Below are 20,705 nucleotides of genomic sequence, written 5' to 3' on the forward strand. Positions count from 1 at the left end.
TCAAACCAGTAGTTTTTAAACTCACGACGATCAAATAGATTAAGGACATCAAAAGGATTATAGGCCCCCTCCCCTAACCAATTATAACCATTATACCAGTAACGAATACTGTCTCGATCTAAGTCCATCAATTCAGCAGCAAATACGGTATCTATATCATAGTCGGTGTAGCCACATAGCGTACTGTAGCGCTTATCAAGAGTAATATCTTTGAGATTATTTAAGCCTGAAAAAAGACTCACTTTAGAGAACTTACTGACACCAGTGAGGAAACTAAACTTGATTTTAGCATCGTAATCTTTAATCGTACTATAAAATCCACGTAAAAAATCCCGATTCACCTGAGCTACTGCTCGATCTTCTAGTGCATCTAAAATAGGCTTATCATACTCATCAATCAAAATGATAACCGACTGACCTGTTTGCTGCTCAGCATGTTGAATGAGTGCATTAAGTCGCCCTGATGGTGTCTCAAAGGAGTTAGTGATACCCCAGTTTTGCTCGAATACAGTCAATTGATCCGCAAGGCTTTTCGGTAAATAATCTGCCTCTGCAAAATTGCCACTACCAAAACTAAAACGAAAAACAGGATATTTTATAGACCAATCCCACTGATCATGAACAGCTAAACCACGAAATAGCGACTCATTACCCTCAAATAACTCTTTCAGGGTATCTAGAAATAAGCTTTTACCAAAGCGGCGCGGACGGGAAAGAAAGTAATGTTTCCCTGTCTGAATTAAAGAGAGCGCTAATGCAGTTTTATCCACATAGTAATGATTATCCTCACGAATTTCACGAAAGGTCTGAATACCAATGGGAAGTTTCTTACGCGCCGTCATTTATGTATCCTCTATTTCACACAGCCGGATAAGACTCAGTATAGCTCTCATCCTCCACACCGTAATAAGTAACGGTTCTAGCCTCAAAATCCACATCGTAGCTCACGACACCAGCTTTCCACGTAGCCATTAGGAATTCAGGAAAGGTACTATTCCCCGCCTGATCTGTGCGTAAGGCGGTAATCAGTGCAGCACGGTCAAAACGTGGCACCTCTGCCATACCACTCACGAGTGCCTCCCCCTGCATCACGACTGAGCCTAGTGTAGTCACATACACACTTTGACAGGAAGGCAACGACCAGAGATTGCGCGTCACTCCAGCACTACGCAGTGCTTCAGCCAGATGGGGAAACCCACCCACCTTAGGTCGATTGGCCATAGCGCGTTGCATGGCAGCTTGTAGATTCTCAATTGCTTTACTCATTAAAAATTCCCCTATTTTCATCCTTCCAGACTATCATCTAATACCTGAAAACATCACAACGGACAACACTCCAACGTTATGAATCTCTCAATTGCCATGATCATGGCAGCTTTTCCACCAATAGCAAAAAGTAACGTTGCGACCAAATATCCAGTGTGCTTGCATCAGAAATAAACTTCACCACATCTTGTCGAGCAGCCGCAAAATCGACCTCTTCAATACGCTGACGTAATAATGTTTGTAGCTCAGCTTTTGATAGTATTTCCTGTTGAATATCCCCACTCTCAACAGCTCGCCTAGCAAAATGTGTCAGGTTAGGAGCAATACCATGACGCACATACCACTCAAAATCAAACCAATCACGCCCCTTGACCCGATTCTTCCATTGGCGAAATAGTAGCGCATGCAGCTTGCCCGCAAACAAATCTGGTAGGGCAAAACACTTGACATAAAATGAAAAGGGTTGCAGCAACAGCCTTTCCTCGGTATCAAACCCTAAGGGTGGCAAGGTATCCACTTCAAACTTAATTTTGATTTTGCGACTGCCCTGAATATTCAGACTGAAAATCTGAGTCGTGTTTTTCAGAAAAGCCGACTCAATCTGGCTATGCATGGTTTTTTGCTTAGCGGTGATTTCCACTTGCAGCCCTAAGGCCTCGAACTCAGTAACCATTGCCTTGAAATACGGCTGTAGGGAAAAATCAGCATCGGCTTGTAAGAGGGAAAAATCCAGATCTTCGGAAAAGCGAGGTAGTCCATGAAAAATTCGCAAACAAGTACCACCATAAAAAGCTGCTTTTTCAAAAAAGCCTGCACGGTATAAACCAGCTAGAGCGATTTCCTGCATCACTTCGCGCAATGCTTGTTCCTGCAACTCAGCATTGCTCAATGGATAACGGCTCAACATTTGATCCAACAAATTTACTGCCATTGTTTGATTGCTCCGTACAAATGCCCTAGTAATTCAGCTTTATGACCAGACTGCTGATAGGCTGCGATAACTTCTAGATCAATCAGGTTTGCCTCATCTGCATCCAAACGCAAATCATCTAGCAAAAAACGCTGCATGGCTTGGATAGAATGGATACGTAATTGACGGGTCAGTACCAAACGATCACATAAAGCCTTAGCAGGAGACGCTAGCAAAGCATATCCCCCGCCCGTTACTGCAACCGACTCCAAACCTAGTGGAAACAACCCTTCAGGTAGATGCTGGTAGGAAAAACGTCCCATACCCGTTTCCTGCACTTGGCTACGTCGGGGCGTGACTGAGGTCACTTCCATCACCTGCTCTGGAATCAAACCGTAATACCACAAGGCATAATCTAGCGACACACACGATGGCCCATAGAGCTGATTTGCAATCAGCAAACGCTCGACCGGCTTACCTGTAAGCGTTGGCGATACCACATACATCCCTCGCTTAACAGGCAGCAACACACCTTCTTCAACCCAACGGAAAATTTTGTTATTAGGCGTTTTGTAATCTCTTAATACCGCTATTAGAGTGGGGTGCAGTATGGGAATATTACCAAACGCCTTGATTTGCTGCTCTGGATTAGGCATGGATAAAATCGTTAAAAATTCATAATTAAGTTGATTAAATCAAATTAACTATGCAATATCAACGGATGTTTCAAAGTACTAAAACTTCTTCACACCTCTAAAAACCGTGGCATTAACTCGACTAAATTGCAGGGCTTATGGCGGCTATCGAGTTGATGCACGATGATATGATCCCAGCCATCCTTACACGCGCCGGGTGAGCCGGGTAAACTAAACAAGACCGTACCATTTGCCAATCCCGCAATCGCGCGTGACTGCAAGCTTGAAGTCTTGATCAAGTTATAAGAAATCTGGCGGAACAGTTCGCCGAAGCCCTCAATCTCTTTGTCATATAACACTTTCATGGCTTCGGGTGTGACATCACGTCCCGTTAGACCCGTACCTCCAGTGGTAATCACGGCATGAATATCGGCGTCCACAATCCATTGCGACACAATGGCACGAATCGCATAAATATTATCGGGTGAAATGTGCTTAGCGGCGACCTGATGGCCTGCGGCTTTAATACGCTCACACAGCACGTGGCCTGACGTATCATTGTCTTCAGTACGGGTATCGGACACCGTTAATACGGCAATATTAATGGATTTAAACGTGGCATTGGGGGGAGTATGTGACATGAAAGACTCCAAAGCTGTCAATAAACTTAACATCATGTCATGGAGAAAGGAAGTCTGCCAATAGTCCGGTTGGCAGACTTAAACGAGGAATGAAGCACTTTAAAGATGAGGGTAATAGTAACTACTCTAACTATTACCCAAGGCTTCGTCCTTGAAGCCTAAAAGCTTCCATAAGTGGAGAAACAAATCAACTCTAACAATAGATCAGTGAATGGCTCGAAAAACTTACGATACTTTAGGCATTACTTTTTTATGTTGTACGGGTTTTTTAGGGGTTGCTTTTGCTTTTTTAACTAGCTTTTGAGTTTTAACCGTATTTTTCTTCATAGCATGTGTTTTCTTAGCATGACTTTTCTTTACGGTAGCGGCTTTAGCTTTAGTCGCTGAGGCTACTGCGGTAGGTTTAGCCGGAGTAGCCGTTGCAGCTTGAACAGCTCCTATGCCTAAACTAGCTGCTAATGCTAAAATTAATACTGAATATTTCATACGCATAATCAATTCCTTAAATCTTTACTCATTATTTGTCTTAAAGCGACTAGTTATTTGCTTACCCCTAATCGTTGACGCTAGGTTAGCAAGCCGAAAATTAAAAACGACTTAAAAGAATTAAAAAATTAATCAAACGATAAAGGTGCTAATAAATGTGGAAACTGAACCTTGACCATTAAGCCTTTGCCCGACGTGGGCGTCATCAGCAGCACCTTAGCCTCTAGCTGCTGAGCGATATTGTGTACAATCGCTAACCCTAGCCCCGTGCCCTGTTCTTGATGGTTAGAGGCACGATAAAAGCGCTCAAACACATGCGCCTGCTCCTCTTCAGGAATACCAATTCCCGTATCCTCAACCCATAACTCCATATGCACAGGCGTCACGCCTAGACCAACATGTATGCTCCCACCGGCTGGGGTGTACTTAATGGCATTATCTAATAAATTCTTTAATAAAATAGCCAAAGATGACTCATTCGCTAATACCGTCAAAGTCTGCTCCGGCAGTTCTAGCTTCAACGCTAACTCATGGTTTTGCGCTATGGTTTGATAGTCCTCGGTGAGATAGGTTACTAACTCATTGAGTTGTATCCACTCCAGCTCTACCGTTGGCATATCATGGCGTGCCAAGGTTAAGAGCTGCTCGACCAAGTAAATCGCACGCTCAATACGCTCGCGCAGCTTTTGAATCGCTTGTAGGCGTTGTGGCTCGTTTTTAGCCCGCTCGGCTAGTTGGATTTGTAATTTTAATGCAGTGAGCGGTGAGCGTAGTTCATGAGAGGCATCGGCAATAAAGGTATGTTGGGCTTTAAGCGTGTGCTCTAGTCGGGCTAAGAGGTCATTTAACGCTTGGGTAATAAGGGCTAATTCTTGAGGCTGGTCTTGAAGAGAAATGGGGGTTAAATCCGTGGAACTGCGTTGGGTAATGGCTGCCGTCATTTGCTTTAAGGGCATAAAATTACGCCTCACAATCCAGCCTGTTAGGATTAATAATAAAGGGATCAGCAGCATAAAAGGGGTTAAGGATCGGAGCGCTAAATTTTTAGCGAGTAAATCGCGCTTGGTTTCGGGTTGAGCGACTTGCACATAATGCCCGCGCCGTGAAGTGGTATAGATACGCCATTCCTCACCCGCTAATTGGACATTTTGAAACCCTAATTTAGTGTAGCGCGGCATATTAAAAGCACTATTCGAGGAGTAAATTAACTCTCCCTCTGGATTCCATACCTCAACAAAAATATCATCGCCTAATAATTCTTTATCTGAATACTCTGCATCCTCATCCAAATGATAGGGTGTAAATAGAGCCGCTTGATGCAGATAATAATCAAATAACTTATTCGCCTCTTGATGAGAAGCCGCATAAATCCCCCAGCCTGCCAAACCTGCAGCACTTAATAGTCCTAAACTGAGGCTAATAATAAGCTGCCACTGAATACTACGTCTCATCGCTCAGCCGTAATTTTATAACCCACACCCCGCACATTTTTAATAAAATCAGTGCCGAGTTTTTTACGTAATAGATGAATATAAACCTCTACCGTATTACTCTCCACTTCCTCATTCCAGCCATAAATCTTATCTTCTAATTTTGTCTTAGAAACCACTTGTCCCTGCACTTCCAACAAAACTTGTAATACCCCAAACTCACGCGCGGATAGGTGTAATAGCTCCCCGTGAAAATAAGCCTCATGCGTAGCAGGATTTAATACTAAACCCCGCGCAGACAGTTCAGCCTGAGTGCGCCCCGATTTACGCCGCAATAAGGCACGAATACGAGCTAGTAACTCATCTAAATCAAAAGGTTTAACCATATAGTCATCCGCACCACTATCTAATACTTTCACGCGATCCGTGACTAAGTCGCGAGCGGTTAGAATCAACACCGCTGCTTGTCCCTGACGTTTGCGATAATCCAGTAATACCTGCTCACCCTTTTTTTTCGGCAAGCCCAAATCTAATACCACCAGATCATAGTCTTGTAATAAAGCCAGCTCCGCACTATGCCCATCTCTGACCCAATCCACCGCATAATTTTCATTGCGTAAGCTCTCTTCTAAGCCTTCGCCGATCATGGGATCATCTTCGACTAGCAATAAACGCATCCTCTACTCCTTTAAATTTAGAGCCAACCCTTATGTTTAAAGAACAGATAAGGCGCAACCCCTGCCAAAACCATTAATCCCAATGCCCAAGGGTAACCTAATAACCACTCCAACTCCGGCATATGTTTAAAGTTCATCCCATAGATACTCGCCACCAAGGTGGGCGGTAAGAACACCACTGCCGCAATCGAGAAAATCTTAATAATCTGATTTTGTTTAATATTGATAAAGCCTTGGGTGGAACTCATTAGGAAGTTAATTTTGTCGAATAAAAACGCCGTATGTGACATTAAGCCCTCAATATCGCGCATAACTTCGCGTAGCGTCTCATGTGAATCTTGATAACTGCGTAAATGGCGCAATAGGAAAGAAATCCCGCGCTGAGTATCCATTAGACATAAGCGAATTTTACCATTACGATCTTCTAGCTTCGCCAGATCACTAATAGCCTCTTCGAGTTCAGACTCTTCCTCCTCCAGAACAGAATGCCCAACATCTTCGAGCTTATGATGAATATCCTCTAAATAGTCCGCGTGATTTTCGACTTTTTGCTCTAATAAAGTTACTAATAAATCAGCGACATGCTCACATTTCACTTGCCCGCGTCTGGCTCGTAAACGGAATAATCTAAAATCGGCTAACTTTTCATCCCGAATCGTGATCAAGCGCTCGCTTTGCAAAATAAAGGCGACCGATACCGTGCTATAGCGGTTTTCTTCTTGATACATAAATAAGGAATGCACATGAATGCCAGCCTGATCCACAAAGCAGCGAGCAGAGGACTCGATCTCTTCTACATCATCAAATTCGGGCAGATCGGTATGGAGCATCTTCTCTAATAGCGAGTACTCATCTTCCTCTGCCTCACAAATATCAATCCATTGTGCCTCTTGGAGCTGATGGTTTAATTGGCTTTTATCAACTTTGATTTCTCGAATAAATCCACCATCTAGTTTAAATAGTCGCAGCATACTAGGCTCTCATTCATCATTAAGTTATCAAGACCCGTGTAATCATAGTCCCTTCTACCCGAAGATACGGGAAGCGCTCCAGACCAGCAAGAACCACCCGACTCTTGAGGAAACAGATCAGTATTATGGTAGCGCCAAAATCGTAGCAGCGATTGACTCATTTCAGCATGTCTGAGGTATGGTACTTTTGCTACTATCCAGCCCTACCCGTATCCGACCAAAGAGTTATTCTTATGCGTTTATCTTGGCCTATGTTAGGTGCCGCTATTGTCCTGTTTGTCGTTGAAGCTATCATTGCTACTCGACTCAATCACTTCCATTTTATCCGCGCCTATTTCGGCGACTTTCTGGTCGTCATATTGGTGTATTGCACCATTCAGGCTTTCTGGGATGTGAATCCTAGACGACTGGCAATAGGGGTTTTTGTGTTCTCTTGTGTGATTGAGCTAGCGCAGTGGTTTCAGCTAGCGGATATCCTACAGCTAAGCGGTTGGGCGCGTGTTATTCTGGGCACTAGTTTCAGTTGGGTTGATATTCTGATGTATGCCGCAGGGTGTATTACCATTTATGGGATAGATTCTGTTTGCCGACAAAAGACCCAAAGAACTGGGAGCTAAAACTCACAAACGTAGCCACAAAACCACTCCCACATACAGGGCAATCGCTATAATGCTAAGGAAAGTACCACTGGCAATCATGCTAGCAGAGCGCCCTGTTTTCATATAATGCGTTTCCAGCACCACAATATTGGCAGCAGGTGGCAATAGTGCAATCATATATAGTGTGGGTTTGTTTTCAATAACCAGCGCAATATCATAGTATTGGCAGATTGCAATAAAAATACTGACCAATACCGATACCGTCACCAAACGTGCAAAAAATGGCTGCAAGGCCAATTTAAAGTCGGCTATTTTCAAGGGAGTCTCTGATAGCCAAATACCTAGAATCGCCATACCGAGAAAAACCATCAGGAACTTTAGCACCTCATAGACAGGACGAGCATAGTGCTCAATCTGTGTGGCAAACGGAATACAAGCAAGTCCCACGATCAAAGCCCAAACGGGAGGTGCTTTCAAGGTCTGAAGTAGGCGGGATTTCAGATTTTGACCCTGTGCCATCAGCCCCACCCCGACTGAATTACCCCATAGCGAACTCCCAACATAGGCTGCAATAATCACCATTGCTGCCCCATCACCAAACAAAGTACTAGCCACTGGCAGCCCCAACCAGCCAATATTCAAGTAGCAAAAACACAGATTTTGCACCGGATCAGGCGTAAAAGCCCTGCTTAACAACAGCATGATCGCCACCATGACCACCATACCCAACATGATCACAAACACACCGGGCTGGTGAGTGGCGATATTATAAATAAGCACCAAGGGAATGACCCACTTAGTCAATAAGGCAGAGGCTCTGCCCTTAATTTCAAAGCGGGTACGGCCTAAACCGAAGCCAATCAATAGGTAGATAAGCGGTGCAAACAGATAGAGTGACATATTGACCCAAAATCCTTCTGGCCTTGTTTAATGATTTCATCCCAACAGCGTTCTCCTTATAATGCTGTAACACGATTTCGTCAAACTAGATTCTTATGTCTAACAAGCCATAAGTTATTTTAACCTTAAACACCACTAAGCGAAGTTCAACTATGCAGATTCTTGCCATCCTTGCTGTTCTCTTTGTTGCTGCTATTCATGTGTATATCTTGGTTTTAGAAATGTTTCTATGGGATACCCCGAAAGGTCGTCAGGCTTTTGGAACTAGTGCAGAATTTGCCAGCGCCTCCAAAGTGCTTGCTGCTAATCAGGGACTTTATAATGGCTTTCTAGCGGCGGGGCTGATATGGGGCATACTACGCGGTGCTGCGGGACAAGAGCTTATCCTATTTTGTTTAGTCTGCGTGGTAGTCGCGGGTATTTATGGTGCTGTCACTGCCAGCCGCAAGATTCTATATGTTCAAGCACTTCCGGGCATGATTGCCCTCGTTTTAGCGCTACTGGCCTAAGTACTTTCATCTAAGGAAATTTATGACTACTCTCCCTGTTACAGGTGGTTGTGTCTGTGGAGCAATTCGTTACGAGTGCTCACAAGCCCCTATTGCGATGCTCAATTGTCACTGCCTTGATTGCCAGCGCTCTAGTGGAGCGCCCTTTGCCTCTGGTTTTATTGTCACGGAATCAGACCTTCACATTACCGGCACACCTAAGACCTTCTCAGTCCGTACCGATAATGGAAGTACCGTGACCCGTAGTTTTTGCGCGGAATGCGGAACACCACTCTTTACACGCGGAGAGAACAATCCTCAGTTCATCTCGGTACGCTTTACTACTTTGGATAATACGGTGGAGTTTCAACCGATGCTGGATATTTGGACGGCTAGTGCTCAACCGTGGACTTGCTTGAATCAGGATATCCCTCACTATCCTCAATCGCCCTAATGTATAGCGCTAGCCCTCGAAGTCTGTCCCTTTAGAATTAGGCTTCCTGTGCTACAGCGCTCTGAAGTTGTTCCATACGACTACCATGCAATACATCAATGGACGCATGAGCAAACTCATGTCCCATGAGGGACTGGAAGTTGTCACTATTACCGGGATTCACATTATTAATATTCATGAATACCCGTCCATCGGTATTGCCCCAGCTAGTATTGTCTGGGCGTCGTCCTACTGAGACCTCAAACGCGGGATCGGATGAGTTGTCGATCATGCTTTTAAAGGTTGGGCTATTATCGTACAGGTATTGAATTTGATTAGCGGTGGCGGCGACCTCTTCAGCCGAACTCGTACCATCCCCTCCCACTGTGACAGGTTTATCACCCAAACTCAGTAACTTAATATATTCGGTTGGCCGGGGGATTAGCTCATTCTGACCGGCACTTCCCCCTACGCCTGAGCCTCTTATTGGAATAACGCTCCCATTTGGCCCTGTAGTACTACCCCCACGGGTGTTTCCACCACCCCCCATATTACCCCAGGGTACTATCTGCAAAAGCTGCTGCATTAACTGAATCAGTTGTTGCCACGCATCTACAGGTATTACATCGGTTAGTTTAGTGCTAGCACTACTCTGATCATCACCTATGCCATTAATCTCCTCTGCGATATTCATAGCCCTATCAAAGGCACTGCTATCTATACTAGAAGGGGGTGCGGTAGTGAGGGGATTTCGGGTAGAGGTAGCCTGATCCATCCGATTGGATCTACTGGCTCCATTGATATCCATAATCAAAATTCCTTTTTATATTGGGATGTAAATTCAGCCTCTATTCAGGTCTGACTCTGTCAGTGTAGTCTAAATAAGCAGACCTAGAGGCGTTACAACCCGCCTCCTATCCCCACCAGTAATCCATTCGTCGGAAAGCAATACTGATTAATCCCTTTTTTACCCGATTAGTCGGAAAATTTCAGGCTATTTACCCCCTAAATCGGCTCTACCACCACGGCTGTACCACTCGCTGCTACCATGAGCATGCCATTCCCCTGCCCCAATACTTCATAGTCAATATCAATCCCAATAATGGCATTGGCTCCCATGTCCTTAGCACGCTGTTGCAGCTCTTCCATGGCAATATCACGCGCCTTTTGCAGCTCCCGCTCATAGGTAGCGGAGCGTCCGCCGACAATATCTCGAATCCCCGCGAATAGATCCTTAAATAAATTGGCTCCCAGAATGGTTTCACCTGCGACAATGCCGCAATACTTGCTAATACGTTTACCCTCGATCACAGAGGTAGTGGTCATAAGCATGGTATATCTCCTGTTTGAGTAAAAATCTCTTGGTATAAGAATTATGGCAATGATTAAGCGTTAGCTCGTAAAATTTTATAGTGGCGCGGGCTATTTGTTTTTATGAATACCGTAAATAGCATGATTGAGAATTCTATTACCGACCTTTTCACGGTTAGTGATGATACCTTCCAGCTGCATACCAAGACGCTCACAGACTGCTCGACTCGGTAGATTATCTTCTGCGGCTGAAATCTGTACTTTTTCTAGCTCCAGCACCTTAAACGCATAATCAATGAGATAGCGACAGGCTCGTGTCACTATCCCTTTGCCTTGGTATTGTTGCCCCAGCCAGTAACCTATTTCAGCAACTTTCAAAGTATGATTGATAGTATTGAAACCTACATTGCCCACAACTTCATCATAATAGGCAATAGCACACGTCATGCTCTGACCCTCCGCATAGTGATGCAAAGAACTCTTCACAAACTGCTTAAATTCCTCTTCCGTCTTACAATGCCGAGGCCATTCCATCCATTGAGCCAAGTATGACTCATCGGCAGCAACCAGCTCCACATACCGAGCTACGAATGTTTCACTGATAAGATACAGACTGATTTCATCATCCACCGTGAGCCTAAACATCATCAGGTACTCCTCTTGCTTTAAGGCTGTCTTGAATAGGATAGGTAACTTATTGAATCACCTTCATGATGTCTACTAGAAGATAGCCTCATTTTTTACTTGGATCAGATATTCAGGTTAGAATTCGATATTTCACCACCAGAGCATCCCAAAGCAAATGAAAGTAACTATTGTCGGCGCCGGTAATGTCGGTGCTACCTGTGCCAGAGCGCTGGCTAATCGTGAAGTCGCTTCAGACCTCGTTATGATCGATATTAAACCGGGCGTGGCGGAAGGCAAAGCGCTGGATATGTGGCAGACCTCTGCCGTCCAGCTATATGACACCCGTATCAACGGTTACACGGGTGACTATGAAAAAACCCGTGGTTCAGAAGTGGTGGTCATTACCTCCGGTCTGCCACGCAAGCCCGGCATGAGCCGCGATGATCTCATCACCACGAATGCGGTTATCGTGCAAGAAGTCACGCGTGAAATCATCCGTTATTCGCCTGATGCCAAGATTATTGTGGTGTCGAATCCACTAGATGTTATGACTTACGCGGCCTATCTAGCGGCTCATAAACCTTCCAATCAAGTATTTGGTATGGCTGGGGTGCTTGATACTGCTCGTTTTAAGTCTTTCATTGCTATGGAAATGAATGTTTCTCCTAAGGAAATTTCCGCCACACTAATGGGTGGACATGGCGACAGCATGGTGCCACTACCCCGTTATACTACTATCAGCGGTATTCCTTTGACTGAACTTATGAGTGCTGAACGTATTGAAGCGATTGTGCAACGCACTATTCATGGTGGAGCCGAGATCGTTAATCTAATGGGTACTTCCGCTTGGTATGCCCCAGGGGCTGCAGCGGCCTACATGGTAGAAACCATCCTACGTGGTTCACGCAAAATCGTACCCACCAGTGCATGGCTTGAAGGCGAATATGGCCTGAGCAATATCTATTTCGGTGTGCCCGTTATACTAGGACGCAATGGGGTAGAACGCGTGATTCAACTCCAGCTTAATGATGCCGAAATGGAGCTAGTACATAAATCAGCCGCTTCGGTCAAAGAAACCATGAACGTGTTAGATCAAATGGGGCAGAGTTAAACCTGTATCCATCTAAGCTCCGAACTCATCACTTCGACTTAGTTTTGAGCCAGTCAGTGCAGCTTAATTCAGATACATAGCAGCTCACTGCCCTTATCACAGGCAGAGCCATATCCGCCACCACAGGCAGCGGATTTTTCTGTGCTTTGCCTTTTTTCAATACTATTGGACGATTATCCCTATAGTACTGCCCCCATAAACTGCTGCAGTTCTGGGGTTTGCGGATTAGCCAGCACCTCTTTGGCATTGCCCGTTTCATGTACTTTGCCTTGATGCATGAACACAATTCGATCTCCTACATCACGGGCAAACCCCATTTCATGCGTAACCAGAATCAGGGTCATACCTTCTGCGGCGAGCTGCTCCAGCACTTTTAATACCTCACCCACCAGCTCAGGGTCTAATGCAGAGGTAATTTCATCACACAACAGCACTTTCGGTTTCATAGCCAAAGAGCGAGCAATCGCCACCCGCTGCTGCTGTCCGCCTGAGAGTTTCTCTGGATACTGACCGAATTTATCCAGCAGCCCCACTTTCCCCAGCATTTCTATGGCTAAAGCTTTGGCCTCGGCTTTCTCTATCTTGCGGCTCAACTGCGGTGCTAACATAATGTTTTCACCCACCGTCAGGTGCGGGAACAGATTAAAACTTTGGAACACCATACCAACACTTTGGCTCAGTTTGCGTACCTGCGCCTCATCATTGCTCACCCGCAAGCCATCCAGCATGATGGTTCCCTGCTCATAGCTTTCCAAACCATTCATACAACGTAGCAAAGTACTTTTACCCGAACCACTGCGACCGATAATGGAGATCACTTCGCCGGCATTAATGTCTAGGTCGATACCCTTCAGAACATGCAGCTTTCCAAAATACTTATGTACATCATTGATGCTGACGAGTGACATTTAATTTCTCCTCAAGATACTGGCTGGCTCGCGAGAGTGGATAACACAGCAGGAAATAGATCATAGCGACCATAGCGAATACTTTGAACGGCTCGAAGGTGGCATTATTCAGCATAGTACCTGCCTTGGTCAGCTCAACAAATCCGATAATAGATGCCAAAGCCGTCCCCTTAACAATCTGAACCGAAAAGCCAACGGTGGGAGGAATAGCAGTCCGTAATGCCTGCGGTAGGATGATGTAGCGCATGGTCTGAAAATAATTTAGCCCAAGACAACGAGAAGCCTCCCACTGTCCCTTAGGCAGTGACTCAATACAACCGCGCCAGATATCGCTTAAAAATGAACTGGCAAACAGGGTGAGAGCTAATGCCGCCGCTGTCCAAGCCGACACATCAATACCCAACAACGCAAGACCAAAAAAGGCAATAAATAATTGCATCAGTAAGGGCGTACCCTGAAACAGTTCAATATAGATTTTGGTAAACCAGACCCATACCGGACGGCGGCTGATACGCATAAAGGTTAGCAGTAGACCCACAATAGCCCCTCCGCTAAAGGCAATCAGGGATAACAAAATAGTCCAGCGGGTGGCTAGCAATAGATTACGCAAGATATCCCAATCGGAAAATGTATTCATACATGCTTCTCCTTACGGGAAAAAGCCCAAGCGCCCATACGGTTAAAAATGAAGCGCATCAAAAACGCCAACATGAGGTAGAGCAACGCAGCCACTAGATAGGATTCAATGCTGAGAAAGTTACGTGACTGAATGAAATTAGCCGCAAAAGTTAACTCCTGCACTGAGATTTGCGACAACACCGCAGAACCCAACATTACAATAATGCACTGACTCACAATCGAGCTATACACCCGTTGAAAGGCGGGAGGCAGAATAATACGGGTGAAAATTTGGCGATTTGATAGCCCTAGGGTACGAGCCGCTTCAACCTGCCCTTTAGGTGTACCATCGATGCCGGCACGAATGATTTCAGTGAGGTAGGCTCCTAGATTAATGGTTAGCGCCAGCATACCCGCCTCAATCTCATTCAGCTTAATGCCAATAGCAGGCAAACCAAAAAAGATGAAAAAAAGCTGCACAATAAAGGGCGTATTGCGAATCAGCTCGACATAGGCTTTAGCACCATACTGCAACAGTGGATTGCGATGCCTGCGAGCAGCAGCACCAAGAATACCTAGCAGAATACCGAGGAGAGTTGTGATGACCGTGAGTTTAACCGTCATCCACAGCCCTGCTACTAGAATATCCTGATACTCCAACAAAGCACTAAAATTCAGTTCATAACTCATTTTCTGTAGCCAGATAGGGATCAGTCGGGGTCAGTCAGAGCATAAAATCCTGCTCTGACCTAGTTGAACCAGTCATTTCACATAGAGACCAGATCAGCCGGATAAGAAGCTTTCAGCCATTGTTGAGATAATGACTCTAATTTACCCTCGGTCTGAGCTTCCTTAATCAACTCATTCACCTTATCGGTCAGGCGGGCTTCACCCTTCAATACACCGATATAACAGGGAGAGTTTTTCAGCAAAAATTTGGTTTCCGGCATACGCTCAGGGTTACGCTCGGCAATAGCCGCCACAATCTGATTACCCGTAGCAATCAAATCAACCTGACCCGATAGAAAAGCAGAAAGCGTCGTATTATTGTCCTCGAAGCGTTTGATAGTGGTACTTGCAGGAGCCAGTTTACTGAGTTCAATGTCTTCCACCGCACCACGAGTGACGCCAATGGTTTTATCCGCTAGCTCCGCAGCCGTACCAACCTTGATATCCTTCAGCCCGAATACGCCAAGAAAGAACGGGGCATAGGGTTTGGTAAAATCAATAGCCTTTTCCCGCTCTGGATTTTTACCCAGACTAGAAATGACCAAATCTACTTTTCCGGTTTGTAGATAAGGGATACGGTTAGCACTAGTCACAGGCACCAATTCCAGCTTTACCTTGAGCTTCTCAGCTAAATAGCCCGCCATATCAATATCATAACCTTGTGGCTGCAAGTCCGCTCCGACTGAGCCAAACGGTGGGAAATCTTGTGGCACTGCTACCTTAAGTGTGCCGAACTTTTCGATATCATCCAGCTTATCTGCCGCTACGATGGAGGCCGCGCCCACAGTCAGCAATAGTGTACTAGCGAGAATAAGGGGTAATTTTTTGAAAAAACTCATACGGATTAATCCTAGGGTAGGCAATAAATGTATTTATGCTTAATGCAAGCAAGAAAAATGCCAACCAATAGATTTTTGCCGTATATAGAGCCTTTGCCTAATAAAACAGGCATTACCGCCTACTCTCTATGCACCAAGAAGGCTCATCTGAACCCTCATGAAATAAGTGGGGCGAAAATGATCAATTCTCGATCATTCTGAATGCAAACAGCATGTTAAATAACCGATTGGCGGCTAAAAGCGGCGGGAACTTGGTTCGTCTTGTATAGTCTTAGATGCTGAGATAGATATTTATGTCCATAGAATAAAAATTAAGAGGGACTGATTACATGAAAACCACACATCAACACTGGGCTGCATGGGTCGTCATACCCGCAGCAATGTTGTTGTCTAACCCCACCTCTGCTGCTGGCACTACTTCTCCCCTTGATAGTTTAATGGGGCTGTTTCAGACTAACTCCAGTTCTAAGGCAACTGCCACAGGCTCACGCGCTAATGCTAACTATCTGGGTGCTAGTATTGGCTCAGCCACGGCAGAGGGCTTTTGTTCCAGTTTAGAAGATTGTGATACCAGTAGTAATACTTGGAAAGTGTATGTTGGCGTGCCCGTTCAAAAGGGTTTGCTCCTCGATGGTGCTTATGTCAAGTTTGGCGAGCAACAAGGTACTCAATCCGATGGCACTACAACCAAGGCTAAACGCAGCGGCTATACCGCAGCGGGTGTCCTAACACTACCTGTCGGCGATGATCTACACGTCTATGGTAAAGGAGGTATGCTCTGGTGGAACAGCCAAGAAACCCACAATAATCAAAGCCAAGAAGTGGATGGTAAGTCGACTTTTTATGGCGTTGGTGCGGATTATAGGCTCAATGGCAATTTAGGGGTGCGTGCCGAATGGGAACGCTATTCGGATGTAGGTAGTGAACAACTCAGCGACCGTAATATTGATGTATTAAGTGTTGGCGTTTCTATGTCATCACTCTAAATCATAACAAGCAGCGCGGATAAACTACTTTTCGGTTTATCCTCAACGCTTGGTTAATTTTTGCAATTTATTATTTAATTCATTAAAAATTCAACAATAAAAAATAATAACAAAGGGCTATCTCTATGAAATACTCTAGACTATTGACTGCTTTTTGCTTAAGCACATTAGCTTCATTAGCACAGGCCGATTGGGTTGTGCGTAATCCTCTACCGATGGTTATAGGCTCGAATCCTAATGCTGGTTATGGTAATCCGATTAATGATTTTAGTAATGGCTCTAAGCTTTATGCGGGTGTGAGTGCGGGCTACTCTAAACAAGGCGATATTTGTAACGATCCCTTTTTTACAGGGACTTGCTCGAATGGCGATCTAAACTGGAAGGTCATGGCGGGTGCTCGTTTTAGCCCTATGTTCGGTGCGGAAATCTCCTACAATGAACTTGGCGAATCCAGTATGAGCGGCAGTCAAAATGGTAATCCTGCCGCAATGCGTAATGAAGTCAGTAGTATTAACTTAGCCGGGATGGGTTATATGCCTATCACGCCTCAACTTGAGGGTTTCGGTAAGGCGGGGGTAGCCTTTTGGAAACGCGATTCCGAACGCACTACACCAGACACCACCACTACTATTCCCAATAGTAAGTTCATTACGGAGACGAGTAATGACCATGGTCAAAGCCCACTGGTGGGAGTCGGAGCACAATTTCGTATGAGTCCTAATGTTCACCTACGGGCTGAGTGGGAGCATACCTTTAATGTCGGCTCAGACTCCAATTATGAAACGGATGTGGATAGCTATAGTGTGGGTTTAACTTATTCTACCCTATAAAGAGCATAAGTACTCTGGTGACAATACACACCTTACTGGTGTGGTTAAAAAACCTACTTTTTAGTAGGTTTTTTATTGCATATTGACATCCTCCCCGACCTAAAGGACGGGGATTCCTGCTGCCAGACGCTCATGTCCGAGCGCGAGAATGTTCTTAGCTGCATTGACATCTCTATCATGCAGCGCCCCACACTCAGAGCAAGACCATTCTCTTATTCGCAAGCCAGCTCTACCTTTCGGACTGTTGGGACTAATACAGCCACAACTCGAACAAGCTTGGGTCGTGTACGATTCATTGACTTCTAAACACACACCTGACCGCATACTTGCTTTATATTTCAGTTGTGTCTTGAGCATATACCAGCCTGCATCTAAAACAGACTTTGCCATTTTAGTTTTAGCTAAGGCAGAACTGCTCACATTGCCAATGACGATTAAGCTGTTATCTTTAACAACTTGGGTCGTGAATTGATGAATGGAGTTTAGGCGACGATTTTTAATCTTGGCATGAATCGCTTTGACTCGTTGCTTCTTATTAGCCCTTTGAGCTATACCCAGTTTAGATTCCAGTTCTCGATAGAATTGTTTGGATTCAAGCTTTAAGCCATTGCTACAGGTAGCCGTATCTTTAAGACCTAAATCAATGCCCACTTGTCCTTGTGCTGTAGTTTCAATACCAGCGACTTCGACTACTACGTTGAAATACCAGCGGCCTCTAGCATCCTGAGAGAATGAGCCTGAACGAAATTCGTATTGAGAGAGTCCATAGCTATCCCATACCTTGAAATAGTGACCCGCATAGCGAACTTGTCCATTCTTCCAAACGGCTGCACCTTTTTTGAAGGGTATCCAGCCTAAGGAACGCTTAGAGCCACTAGAGACACGCCAGCACAATTTACTTTTCTTGAATTGCTTGCGGGCTTTCTCGTGGGCTTCCGTCACTTCTTGAACCGTTTGGGAGTGAATGAGAAACCCACGTTCTTTACGCAAAGCGGCTTGAGATTTGGCAAGATCGTAAGCACTCAGATATATATGAAGCCAACCAATCTCAGGAATCGGTAAATGTGCATAATAGGCCGTTTCTTCATTGGCCGCATTCCAGACCTGATTCACTTCAAACGCCATGCGCTCCAGAATAGGCGTGTGCTTATCCTTGACTCGTACTTTTAGCGTTTTGAGAAAAGAAGAGGCCGTGGAGATTGTCATACTGCTATTCTATCTCAAGTAAATGACCGAATCATCGGTTTGTAACCGATTTGACTGATATCCCCGCCGTGAACGACGGGGTTTTACGGTGAAACTGATAAACCCAGTTATTGTCTTTTTAAAACAGGAGTACATTATGTTCAAAACTATTAGCACTTTGGCGGTCATAGCTCTGCTCAGTTTATCCAGCGCGGCCTTTGCTATGGGGAATCCCGCCTCTATTAATTGCCTTGAAAAAGGTGGCAAACTCAAGGTTATAGGTGAGGTGGGTTACTGCCAATTACCGAATGGGGCACGCTGTGAAGAATGGGCACTCTTTCGGGGTGAATGCCCAGCAAAGAAACCTCCCGTTGCTCCCAAACCACCTCAAGTCGGTGGCGCACGTGATGCGCACGGCTGCCTCAGTAGTGCTGGCTATGCTTGGTGTGCTAGCACTAATCAATGCGAACGTCCTTGGGAATTAGCTAAACAAAAAAACTTCCCCAATACTCCGGCTGGATTTCAGCAATTTTGCCATCACTCAGGCCACTAACCTAACGCGCTTAAGTACTTGAGCCAAAGTAATCGGGTATTTCTGGAGCAGTCTTGGCGGCAAGGATGCCGCCTTGTAGCGTACAAGGATGTATTCACAGCGGCTGCGGAGGAAATACTCGATGACTTCGGTATGCCTACTTATATGGCTGAGTGCGGAGTACATCGCCTCATTTCTAAGCGTTTTATAGGGAGGGAAACATGCTAAATTTCCCTCTCAAACCAAACTCAACTACACTAGCCTATCCCATACTATATTAAAGTAAAGCGATAGGCTGAACGCATGTTAGATGATCTTATTGAAGGGGTTAGGAAAATTATCCTATGGGTGCTCAGCGCCAGTTTTATTGGGCTAGGGTTTTGGGCTTATCCCACTATTAAAGACCATTTAGCCGCTACCCAACAAACCAATAGTCCCCAACAACCCGCGATTTCGCTCAATCAAGTCACGGGACTGATTAAAGCCGCCGAACCCAAGCGCCCAGAACCCAAGGCATGGGCGATTGATATGCTCGACGTCTTAAAACAACATGGACTTGCTCAAAGCAAAGAAAATGTCTGCTCCATTATTGCCGTTGTTGATCAAGAATCTGGCTTTGTAGCCAATCCCGCCGTACCTAACTTAGGTAAGCTTTCTGAAAAAGCAGTGATTAATAAACTCAATCAAATCCCATTATTAGGTGGACAAGCCGAAAAGTTTCTTAATAACTTTCCCGACCCGAAAAAAAGCTTTATGACACGTATTCGCAATGCCCATACTGAGCGTGATCTAGATTTGGCCTATCGAGATTTAGTAGCTGAACTATCCAAACGTTATAAATTTGACTTTCTATTAAAAAACAGCCTCGCGCGTAATTTAATTGAGGGGCAAAATGAAATTGATACCATAGGCTCTATGCAGGTAGCGGTGAGTTTTGCGGTACAATATGAAAGGGAACAACGCCGGGGAAAAGGTTTAACCTTAGAAGAGGTTTATCAAGTCCGCGATAAGCTTTATACGCGCAAAGGTGGCCTATTTTACGGCACATTATTATTACTAGGCTATGAAACCGGCTATAACCGTAAAATCTATCGCTTTGCTGACTTTAATGCCGGGCGCTATGCCAGCCGTAATGCTGCATTTCAGATGCTTATCAGTGAGCTAACCGCACAAAAACTAGCACTCGACGGTGATTTATTAATTTATAGCTCCTCGGGTACAGTCACAGGCACTCTAAGCCAAACTGAAAACGCCTTACGCTTATTAAATCTAAAATACGCTATGGGATTAACAGAAAAGAAAATCCGTAGTGATCTTATGTTAGAAAAATCCCAAAGCTTTAAAGACACGCAAACCTATCAAGCTGTGCGTAATATTTATCAAAAACAAACCAAACGCAAACCACTCAATGCCGTGATCCCGAATATTAGATTAAGCAGCGAAAAGACTTCACGGATATTAACCACAGAAAAATTTGCTAGCAATGTCAATAACCGCTATCAAGCCTGTATGAAACGCTAAGTACTGAAGCAAAAGTAGTCTGGTATTACTTCCGCAGCCGCTGTGAATACATCCTTGTACGCTACAAGGCGG

General features: G+C 44.9%; 26 protein-coding genes. 8 read left to right on the forward strand and 18 right to left on the reverse strand.

All coding sequences use genetic code 11. The features are described from left to right. From A3IK_RS0107600 to corA, 9 genes are all read right to left on the reverse strand, one after another. The coding region (locus tag A3IK_RS0107600) for an ATP-binding protein (RefSeq protein WP_020559380.1) at nt 1-842 on the reverse strand (842 nt) is incomplete at its 3' end. Nucleotides 843-858: 16 nt separating this feature from the next. Continuing rightward, nucleotides 859-1,266 (reverse strand): DUF1398 domain-containing protein, encoded by a 408-nt coding sequence (locus A3IK_RS0107605; RefSeq protein WP_020559381.1) that lies wholly within the window; start codon nt 1,264-1,266, stop codon nt 859-861. 100 nt (nt 1,267-1,366) lie between these two features. Continuing rightward, nucleotides 1,367-2,197 (reverse strand): nucleotidyl transferase AbiEii/AbiGii toxin family protein, encoded by an 831-nt coding sequence (locus tag A3IK_RS0107610; protein ID WP_020559382.1) that lies wholly within the window; start codon nt 2,195-2,197, stop codon nt 1,367-1,369. Continuing rightward, nucleotides 2,188-2,832 (reverse strand): type IV toxin-antitoxin system AbiEi family antitoxin domain-containing protein, encoded by a 645-nt coding sequence (locus A3IK_RS18855; protein WP_020559383.1) that lies wholly within the window; start codon nt 2,830-2,832, stop codon nt 2,188-2,190. The genes A3IK_RS0107610 and A3IK_RS18855 overlap by 10 nt, the downstream gene beginning before the upstream one ends. Before the next feature lie 89 nt (nt 2,833-2,921). Next, on the reverse strand, nt 2,922-3,452 hold the full coding sequence (gene moaB / locus A3IK_RS0107620) for a molybdenum cofactor biosynthesis protein B (RefSeq protein WP_020559384.1): 531 nt from the start codon (nt 3,450-3,452) through the stop codon (nt 2,922-2,924). Between the two features lie 225 nt (nt 3,453-3,677). Then, on the reverse strand, nt 3,678-3,944 hold the full coding sequence (locus A3IK_RS0107625) for a hypothetical protein (RefSeq protein WP_020559385.1): 267 nt from the start codon (nt 3,942-3,944) through the stop codon (nt 3,678-3,680). Nucleotides 3,945-4,066: 122 nt separating this feature from the next. Further along, nucleotides 4,067-5,389: a sensor histidine kinase gene (locus A3IK_RS0107630; RefSeq protein ID WP_020559386.1), complete on the reverse strand. Its 1,323-nt coding sequence runs from the start codon at nt 5,387-5,389 to the stop codon at nt 4,067-4,069. Then, nucleotides 5,386-6,045: a response regulator gene (locus A3IK_RS0107635; RefSeq protein ID WP_020559387.1), complete on the reverse strand. Its 660-nt coding sequence runs from the start codon at nt 6,043-6,045 to the stop codon at nt 5,386-5,388. Before A3IK_RS0107635 ends, A3IK_RS0107630 begins: the two co-directional genes overlap by 4 nt. A 17-nt stretch (nt 6,046-6,062) precedes the next feature. Next, nucleotides 6,063-7,016: a magnesium/cobalt transporter CorA gene (gene corA, locus A3IK_RS0107640; RefSeq protein ID WP_020559388.1), complete on the reverse strand. Its 954-nt coding sequence runs from the start codon at nt 7,014-7,016 to the stop codon at nt 6,063-6,065. 233 nt (nt 7,017-7,249) lie between these two features. On the opposite strand from corA, the gene A3IK_RS0107645 reads away from it, so the two are divergent. Then, a complete protein-coding gene (locus tag A3IK_RS0107645; RefSeq protein ID WP_020559389.1) occupies nt 7,250-7,633 on the forward strand; it encodes a ribosomal maturation YjgA family protein in 384 nt (127 codons plus the stop codon). A gap of 3 nt (nt 7,634-7,636) precedes the next feature. Here A3IK_RS0107645 and A3IK_RS0107650 read toward each other — a convergent pair whose 3' ends face one another. Then, nucleotides 7,637-8,515, reverse strand: coding sequence for an AEC family transporter (locus tag A3IK_RS0107650; RefSeq protein WP_020559390.1), 879 nt, complete (start codon nt 8,513-8,515; stop codon nt 7,637-7,639). 152 nt (nt 8,516-8,667) lie between these two features. On the opposite strand from A3IK_RS0107650, the gene A3IK_RS0107655 reads away from it, so the two are divergent. Further along, nucleotides 8,668-9,024: a DUF1304 domain-containing protein gene (locus A3IK_RS0107655; protein WP_020559391.1), complete on the forward strand. Its 357-nt coding sequence runs from the start codon at nt 8,668-8,670 to the stop codon at nt 9,022-9,024. 22 nt (nt 9,025-9,046) lie between these two features. Then, nucleotides 9,047-9,457 (forward strand): GFA family protein, encoded by a 411-nt coding sequence (locus tag A3IK_RS0107660; RefSeq protein WP_020559392.1) that lies wholly within the window; start codon nt 9,047-9,049, stop codon nt 9,455-9,457. Nucleotides 9,458-9,494: 37 nt separating this feature from the next. Here A3IK_RS0107660 and A3IK_RS0107665 read toward each other — a convergent pair whose 3' ends face one another. From A3IK_RS0107665 to A3IK_RS0107675, 3 genes are all read right to left on the reverse strand, one after another. Then, on the reverse strand, nt 9,495-10,244 hold the full coding sequence (locus A3IK_RS0107665) for a hypothetical protein (protein WP_020559393.1): 750 nt from the start codon (nt 10,242-10,244) through the stop codon (nt 9,495-9,497). A gap of 197 nt (nt 10,245-10,441) precedes the next feature. Then, the gene (locus A3IK_RS0107670; RefSeq protein ID WP_020559394.1) at nt 10,442-10,768 is read right to left on the reverse strand and encodes a heavy metal-binding domain-containing protein; all 327 of its coding nucleotides are present in this window, start codon (nt 10,766-10,768) and stop codon (nt 10,442-10,444) included. A gap of 90 nt (nt 10,769-10,858) precedes the next feature. Then, nucleotides 10,859-11,395, reverse strand: a complete 537-nt coding sequence (locus A3IK_RS0107675) for a GNAT family N-acetyltransferase (RefSeq protein WP_020559395.1) — start codon at nt 11,393-11,395, stop codon at nt 10,859-10,861. 154 nt (nt 11,396-11,549) lie between these two features. Between A3IK_RS0107675 and mdh the strand changes: the two genes are divergently transcribed. Then, complete coding sequence (gene mdh / locus A3IK_RS0107680; RefSeq protein WP_020559396.1) at nt 11,550-12,485, forward strand: malate dehydrogenase; 936 nt, start codon at nt 11,550-11,552, stop codon at nt 12,483-12,485. Between the two features lie 179 nt (nt 12,486-12,664). On the opposite strand, the gene A3IK_RS0107685 is transcribed toward mdh, so the two are convergent. The 4 genes from A3IK_RS0107685 to A3IK_RS0107700 all read right to left on the reverse strand — a co-directional run bounded on the left by A3IK_RS0107685 (nt 12,665) and on the right by A3IK_RS0107700 (nt 15,579). After that, complete coding sequence (locus tag A3IK_RS0107685; protein ID WP_020559397.1) at nt 12,665-13,393, reverse strand: amino acid ABC transporter ATP-binding protein; 729 nt, start codon at nt 13,391-13,393, stop codon at nt 12,665-12,667. Continuing rightward, nucleotides 13,371-14,030 carry an amino acid ABC transporter permease gene (locus A3IK_RS0107690; protein ID WP_020559398.1) on the reverse strand — a complete coding sequence of 220 codons (660 nt, stop codon included), beginning with the start codon at nt 14,028-14,030 and terminating at the stop codon, nt 13,371-13,373. Before A3IK_RS0107690 ends, A3IK_RS0107685 begins: the two co-directional genes overlap by 23 nt. Continuing rightward, nucleotides 14,027-14,701: an amino acid ABC transporter permease gene (locus A3IK_RS0107695; protein ID WP_020559399.1), complete on the reverse strand. Its 675-nt coding sequence runs from the start codon at nt 14,699-14,701 to the stop codon at nt 14,027-14,029. The genes A3IK_RS0107690 and A3IK_RS0107695 overlap by 4 nt, the downstream gene beginning before the upstream one ends. A gap of 77 nt (nt 14,702-14,778) precedes the next feature. Continuing rightward, nucleotides 14,779-15,579, reverse strand: coding sequence for a transporter substrate-binding domain-containing protein (locus tag A3IK_RS0107700; protein ID WP_020559400.1), 801 nt, complete (start codon nt 15,577-15,579; stop codon nt 14,779-14,781). 329 nt (nt 15,580-15,908) lie between these two features. Here A3IK_RS0107700 and A3IK_RS0107705 point away from each other — a divergent pair, with 329 nt between their 5' ends. Both A3IK_RS0107705 and A3IK_RS0107710 read left to right on the forward strand, forming a co-directional pair. Then, on the forward strand, nt 15,909-16,565 hold the full coding sequence (locus tag A3IK_RS0107705) for an outer membrane beta-barrel protein (protein WP_020559401.1): 657 nt from the start codon (nt 15,909-15,911) through the stop codon (nt 16,563-16,565). A 125-nt stretch (nt 16,566-16,690) separates the two neighbouring features. After that, a complete protein-coding gene (locus A3IK_RS0107710) occupies nt 16,691-17,395 on the forward strand; it encodes an outer membrane beta-barrel protein (protein WP_020559402.1) in 705 nt (234 codons plus the stop codon). Nucleotides 17,396-17,494: 99 nt separating this feature from the next. Here A3IK_RS0107710 and A3IK_RS0107715 read toward each other — a convergent pair whose 3' ends face one another. Continuing rightward, complete coding sequence (locus A3IK_RS0107715) at nt 17,495-18,601, reverse strand: RNA-guided endonuclease InsQ/TnpB family protein (protein WP_026220865.1); 1,107 nt, start codon at nt 18,599-18,601, stop codon at nt 17,495-17,497. Nucleotides 18,602-18,737: 136 nt separating this feature from the next. Between A3IK_RS0107715 and A3IK_RS20270 the strand changes: the two genes are divergently transcribed. Together A3IK_RS20270 and A3IK_RS0107725 are read left to right on the forward strand one after the other, a co-directional pair. Further along, nucleotides 18,738-19,133, forward strand: a complete 396-nt coding sequence (locus A3IK_RS20270; protein WP_020559404.1) for a putative hemolysin — start codon at nt 18,738-18,740, stop codon at nt 19,131-19,133. A gap of 282 nt (nt 19,134-19,415) precedes the next feature. Further along, nucleotides 19,416-20,633, forward strand: a complete 1,218-nt coding sequence (locus A3IK_RS0107725) for a DUF1615 family protein (protein ID WP_020559405.1) — start codon at nt 19,416-19,418, stop codon at nt 20,631-20,633. Nucleotides 20,634-20,705 lie beyond the last annotated feature (72 nt).

Source organism: Thiofilum flexile DSM 14609, assembly GCF_000380185.1.
GTDB lineage: Bacteria > Pseudomonadota > Gammaproteobacteria > Thiotrichales > Thiotrichaceae > Thiofilum > Thiofilum flexile.

Bases quoted from the DNA above. Each gene is read 5' to 3' on its own strand.
- A3IK_RS0107605 (WP_020559381.1), bottom strand. From the start codon at position 1,266: ATGAGTAAAGCAATTGAGAATCTACAAGCTGCCATGCAACGCGCTATG.
- A3IK_RS0107610 (WP_020559382.1), bottom strand. From the start codon at position 2,197: ATGGCAGTAAATTTGTTGGATCAAATGTTGAGCCGTTATCCATTGAGC.
- A3IK_RS18855 (WP_020559383.1), bottom strand. From the start codon at position 2,832: ATGCCTAATCCAGAGCAGCAAATCAAGGCGTTTGGTAATATTCCCATA.
- moaB (WP_020559384.1), bottom strand. From the start codon at position 3,452: ATGTCACATACTCCCCCCAATGCCACGTTTAAATCCATTAATATTGCC.
- A3IK_RS0107625 (WP_020559385.1), bottom strand. From the start codon at position 3,944: ATGCGTATGAAATATTCAGTATTAATTTTAGCATTAGCAGCTAGTTTA.
- A3IK_RS0107630 (WP_020559386.1), bottom strand. From the start codon at position 5,389: ATGAGACGTAGTATTCAGTGGCAGCTTATTATTAGCCTCAGTTTAGGA.
- A3IK_RS0107635 (WP_020559387.1), bottom strand. From the start codon at position 6,045: ATGCGTTTATTGCTAGTCGAAGATGATCCCATGATCGGCGAAGGCTTA.
- corA (WP_020559388.1), bottom strand. From the start codon at position 7,016: ATGCTGCGACTATTTAAACTAGATGGTGGATTTATTCGAGAAATCAAA.
- A3IK_RS0107645 (WP_020559389.1), top strand. From the start codon at position 7,250: ATGCGTTTATCTTGGCCTATGTTAGGTGCCGCTATTGTCCTGTTTGTC.
- A3IK_RS0107650 (WP_020559390.1), bottom strand. From the start codon at position 8,515: ATGTCACTCTATCTGTTTGCACCGCTTATCTACCTATTGATTGGCTTC.
- A3IK_RS0107655 (WP_020559391.1), top strand. From the start codon at position 8,668: ATGCAGATTCTTGCCATCCTTGCTGTTCTCTTTGTTGCTGCTATTCAT.
- A3IK_RS0107660 (WP_020559392.1), top strand. From the start codon at position 9,047: ATGACTACTCTCCCTGTTACAGGTGGTTGTGTCTGTGGAGCAATTCGT.
- A3IK_RS0107665 (WP_020559393.1), bottom strand. From the start codon at position 10,244: ATGGATATCAATGGAGCCAGTAGATCCAATCGGATGGATCAGGCTACC.
- A3IK_RS0107670 (WP_020559394.1), bottom strand. From the start codon at position 10,768: ATGCTTATGACCACTACCTCTGTGATCGAGGGTAAACGTATTAGCAAG.
- A3IK_RS0107675 (WP_020559395.1), bottom strand. From the start codon at position 11,395: ATGATGTTTAGGCTCACGGTGGATGATGAAATCAGTCTGTATCTTATC.
- mdh (WP_020559396.1), top strand. From the start codon at position 11,550: ATGAAAGTAACTATTGTCGGCGCCGGTAATGTCGGTGCTACCTGTGCC.
- A3IK_RS0107685 (WP_020559397.1), bottom strand. From the start codon at position 13,393: ATGTCACTCGTCAGCATCAATGATGTACATAAGTATTTTGGAAAGCTG.
- A3IK_RS0107690 (WP_020559398.1), bottom strand. From the start codon at position 14,030: ATGAATACATTTTCCGATTGGGATATCTTGCGTAATCTATTGCTAGCC.
- A3IK_RS0107695 (WP_020559399.1), bottom strand. From the start codon at position 14,701: ATGAGTTATGAACTGAATTTTAGTGCTTTGTTGGAGTATCAGGATATT.
- A3IK_RS0107700 (WP_020559400.1), bottom strand. From the start codon at position 15,579: ATGAGTTTTTTCAAAAAATTACCCCTTATTCTCGCTAGTACACTATTG.
- A3IK_RS0107705 (WP_020559401.1), top strand. From the start codon at position 15,909: ATGAAAACCACACATCAACACTGGGCTGCATGGGTCGTCATACCCGCA.
- A3IK_RS0107710 (WP_020559402.1), top strand. From the start codon at position 16,691: ATGAAATACTCTAGACTATTGACTGCTTTTTGCTTAAGCACATTAGCT.
- A3IK_RS0107715 (WP_026220865.1), bottom strand. From the start codon at position 18,601: ATGACAATCTCCACGGCCTCTTCTTTTCTCAAAACGCTAAAAGTACGA.
- A3IK_RS20270 (WP_020559404.1), top strand. From the start codon at position 18,738: ATGTTCAAAACTATTAGCACTTTGGCGGTCATAGCTCTGCTCAGTTTA.
- A3IK_RS0107725 (WP_020559405.1), top strand. From the start codon at position 19,416: ATGTTAGATGATCTTATTGAAGGGGTTAGGAAAATTATCCTATGGGTG.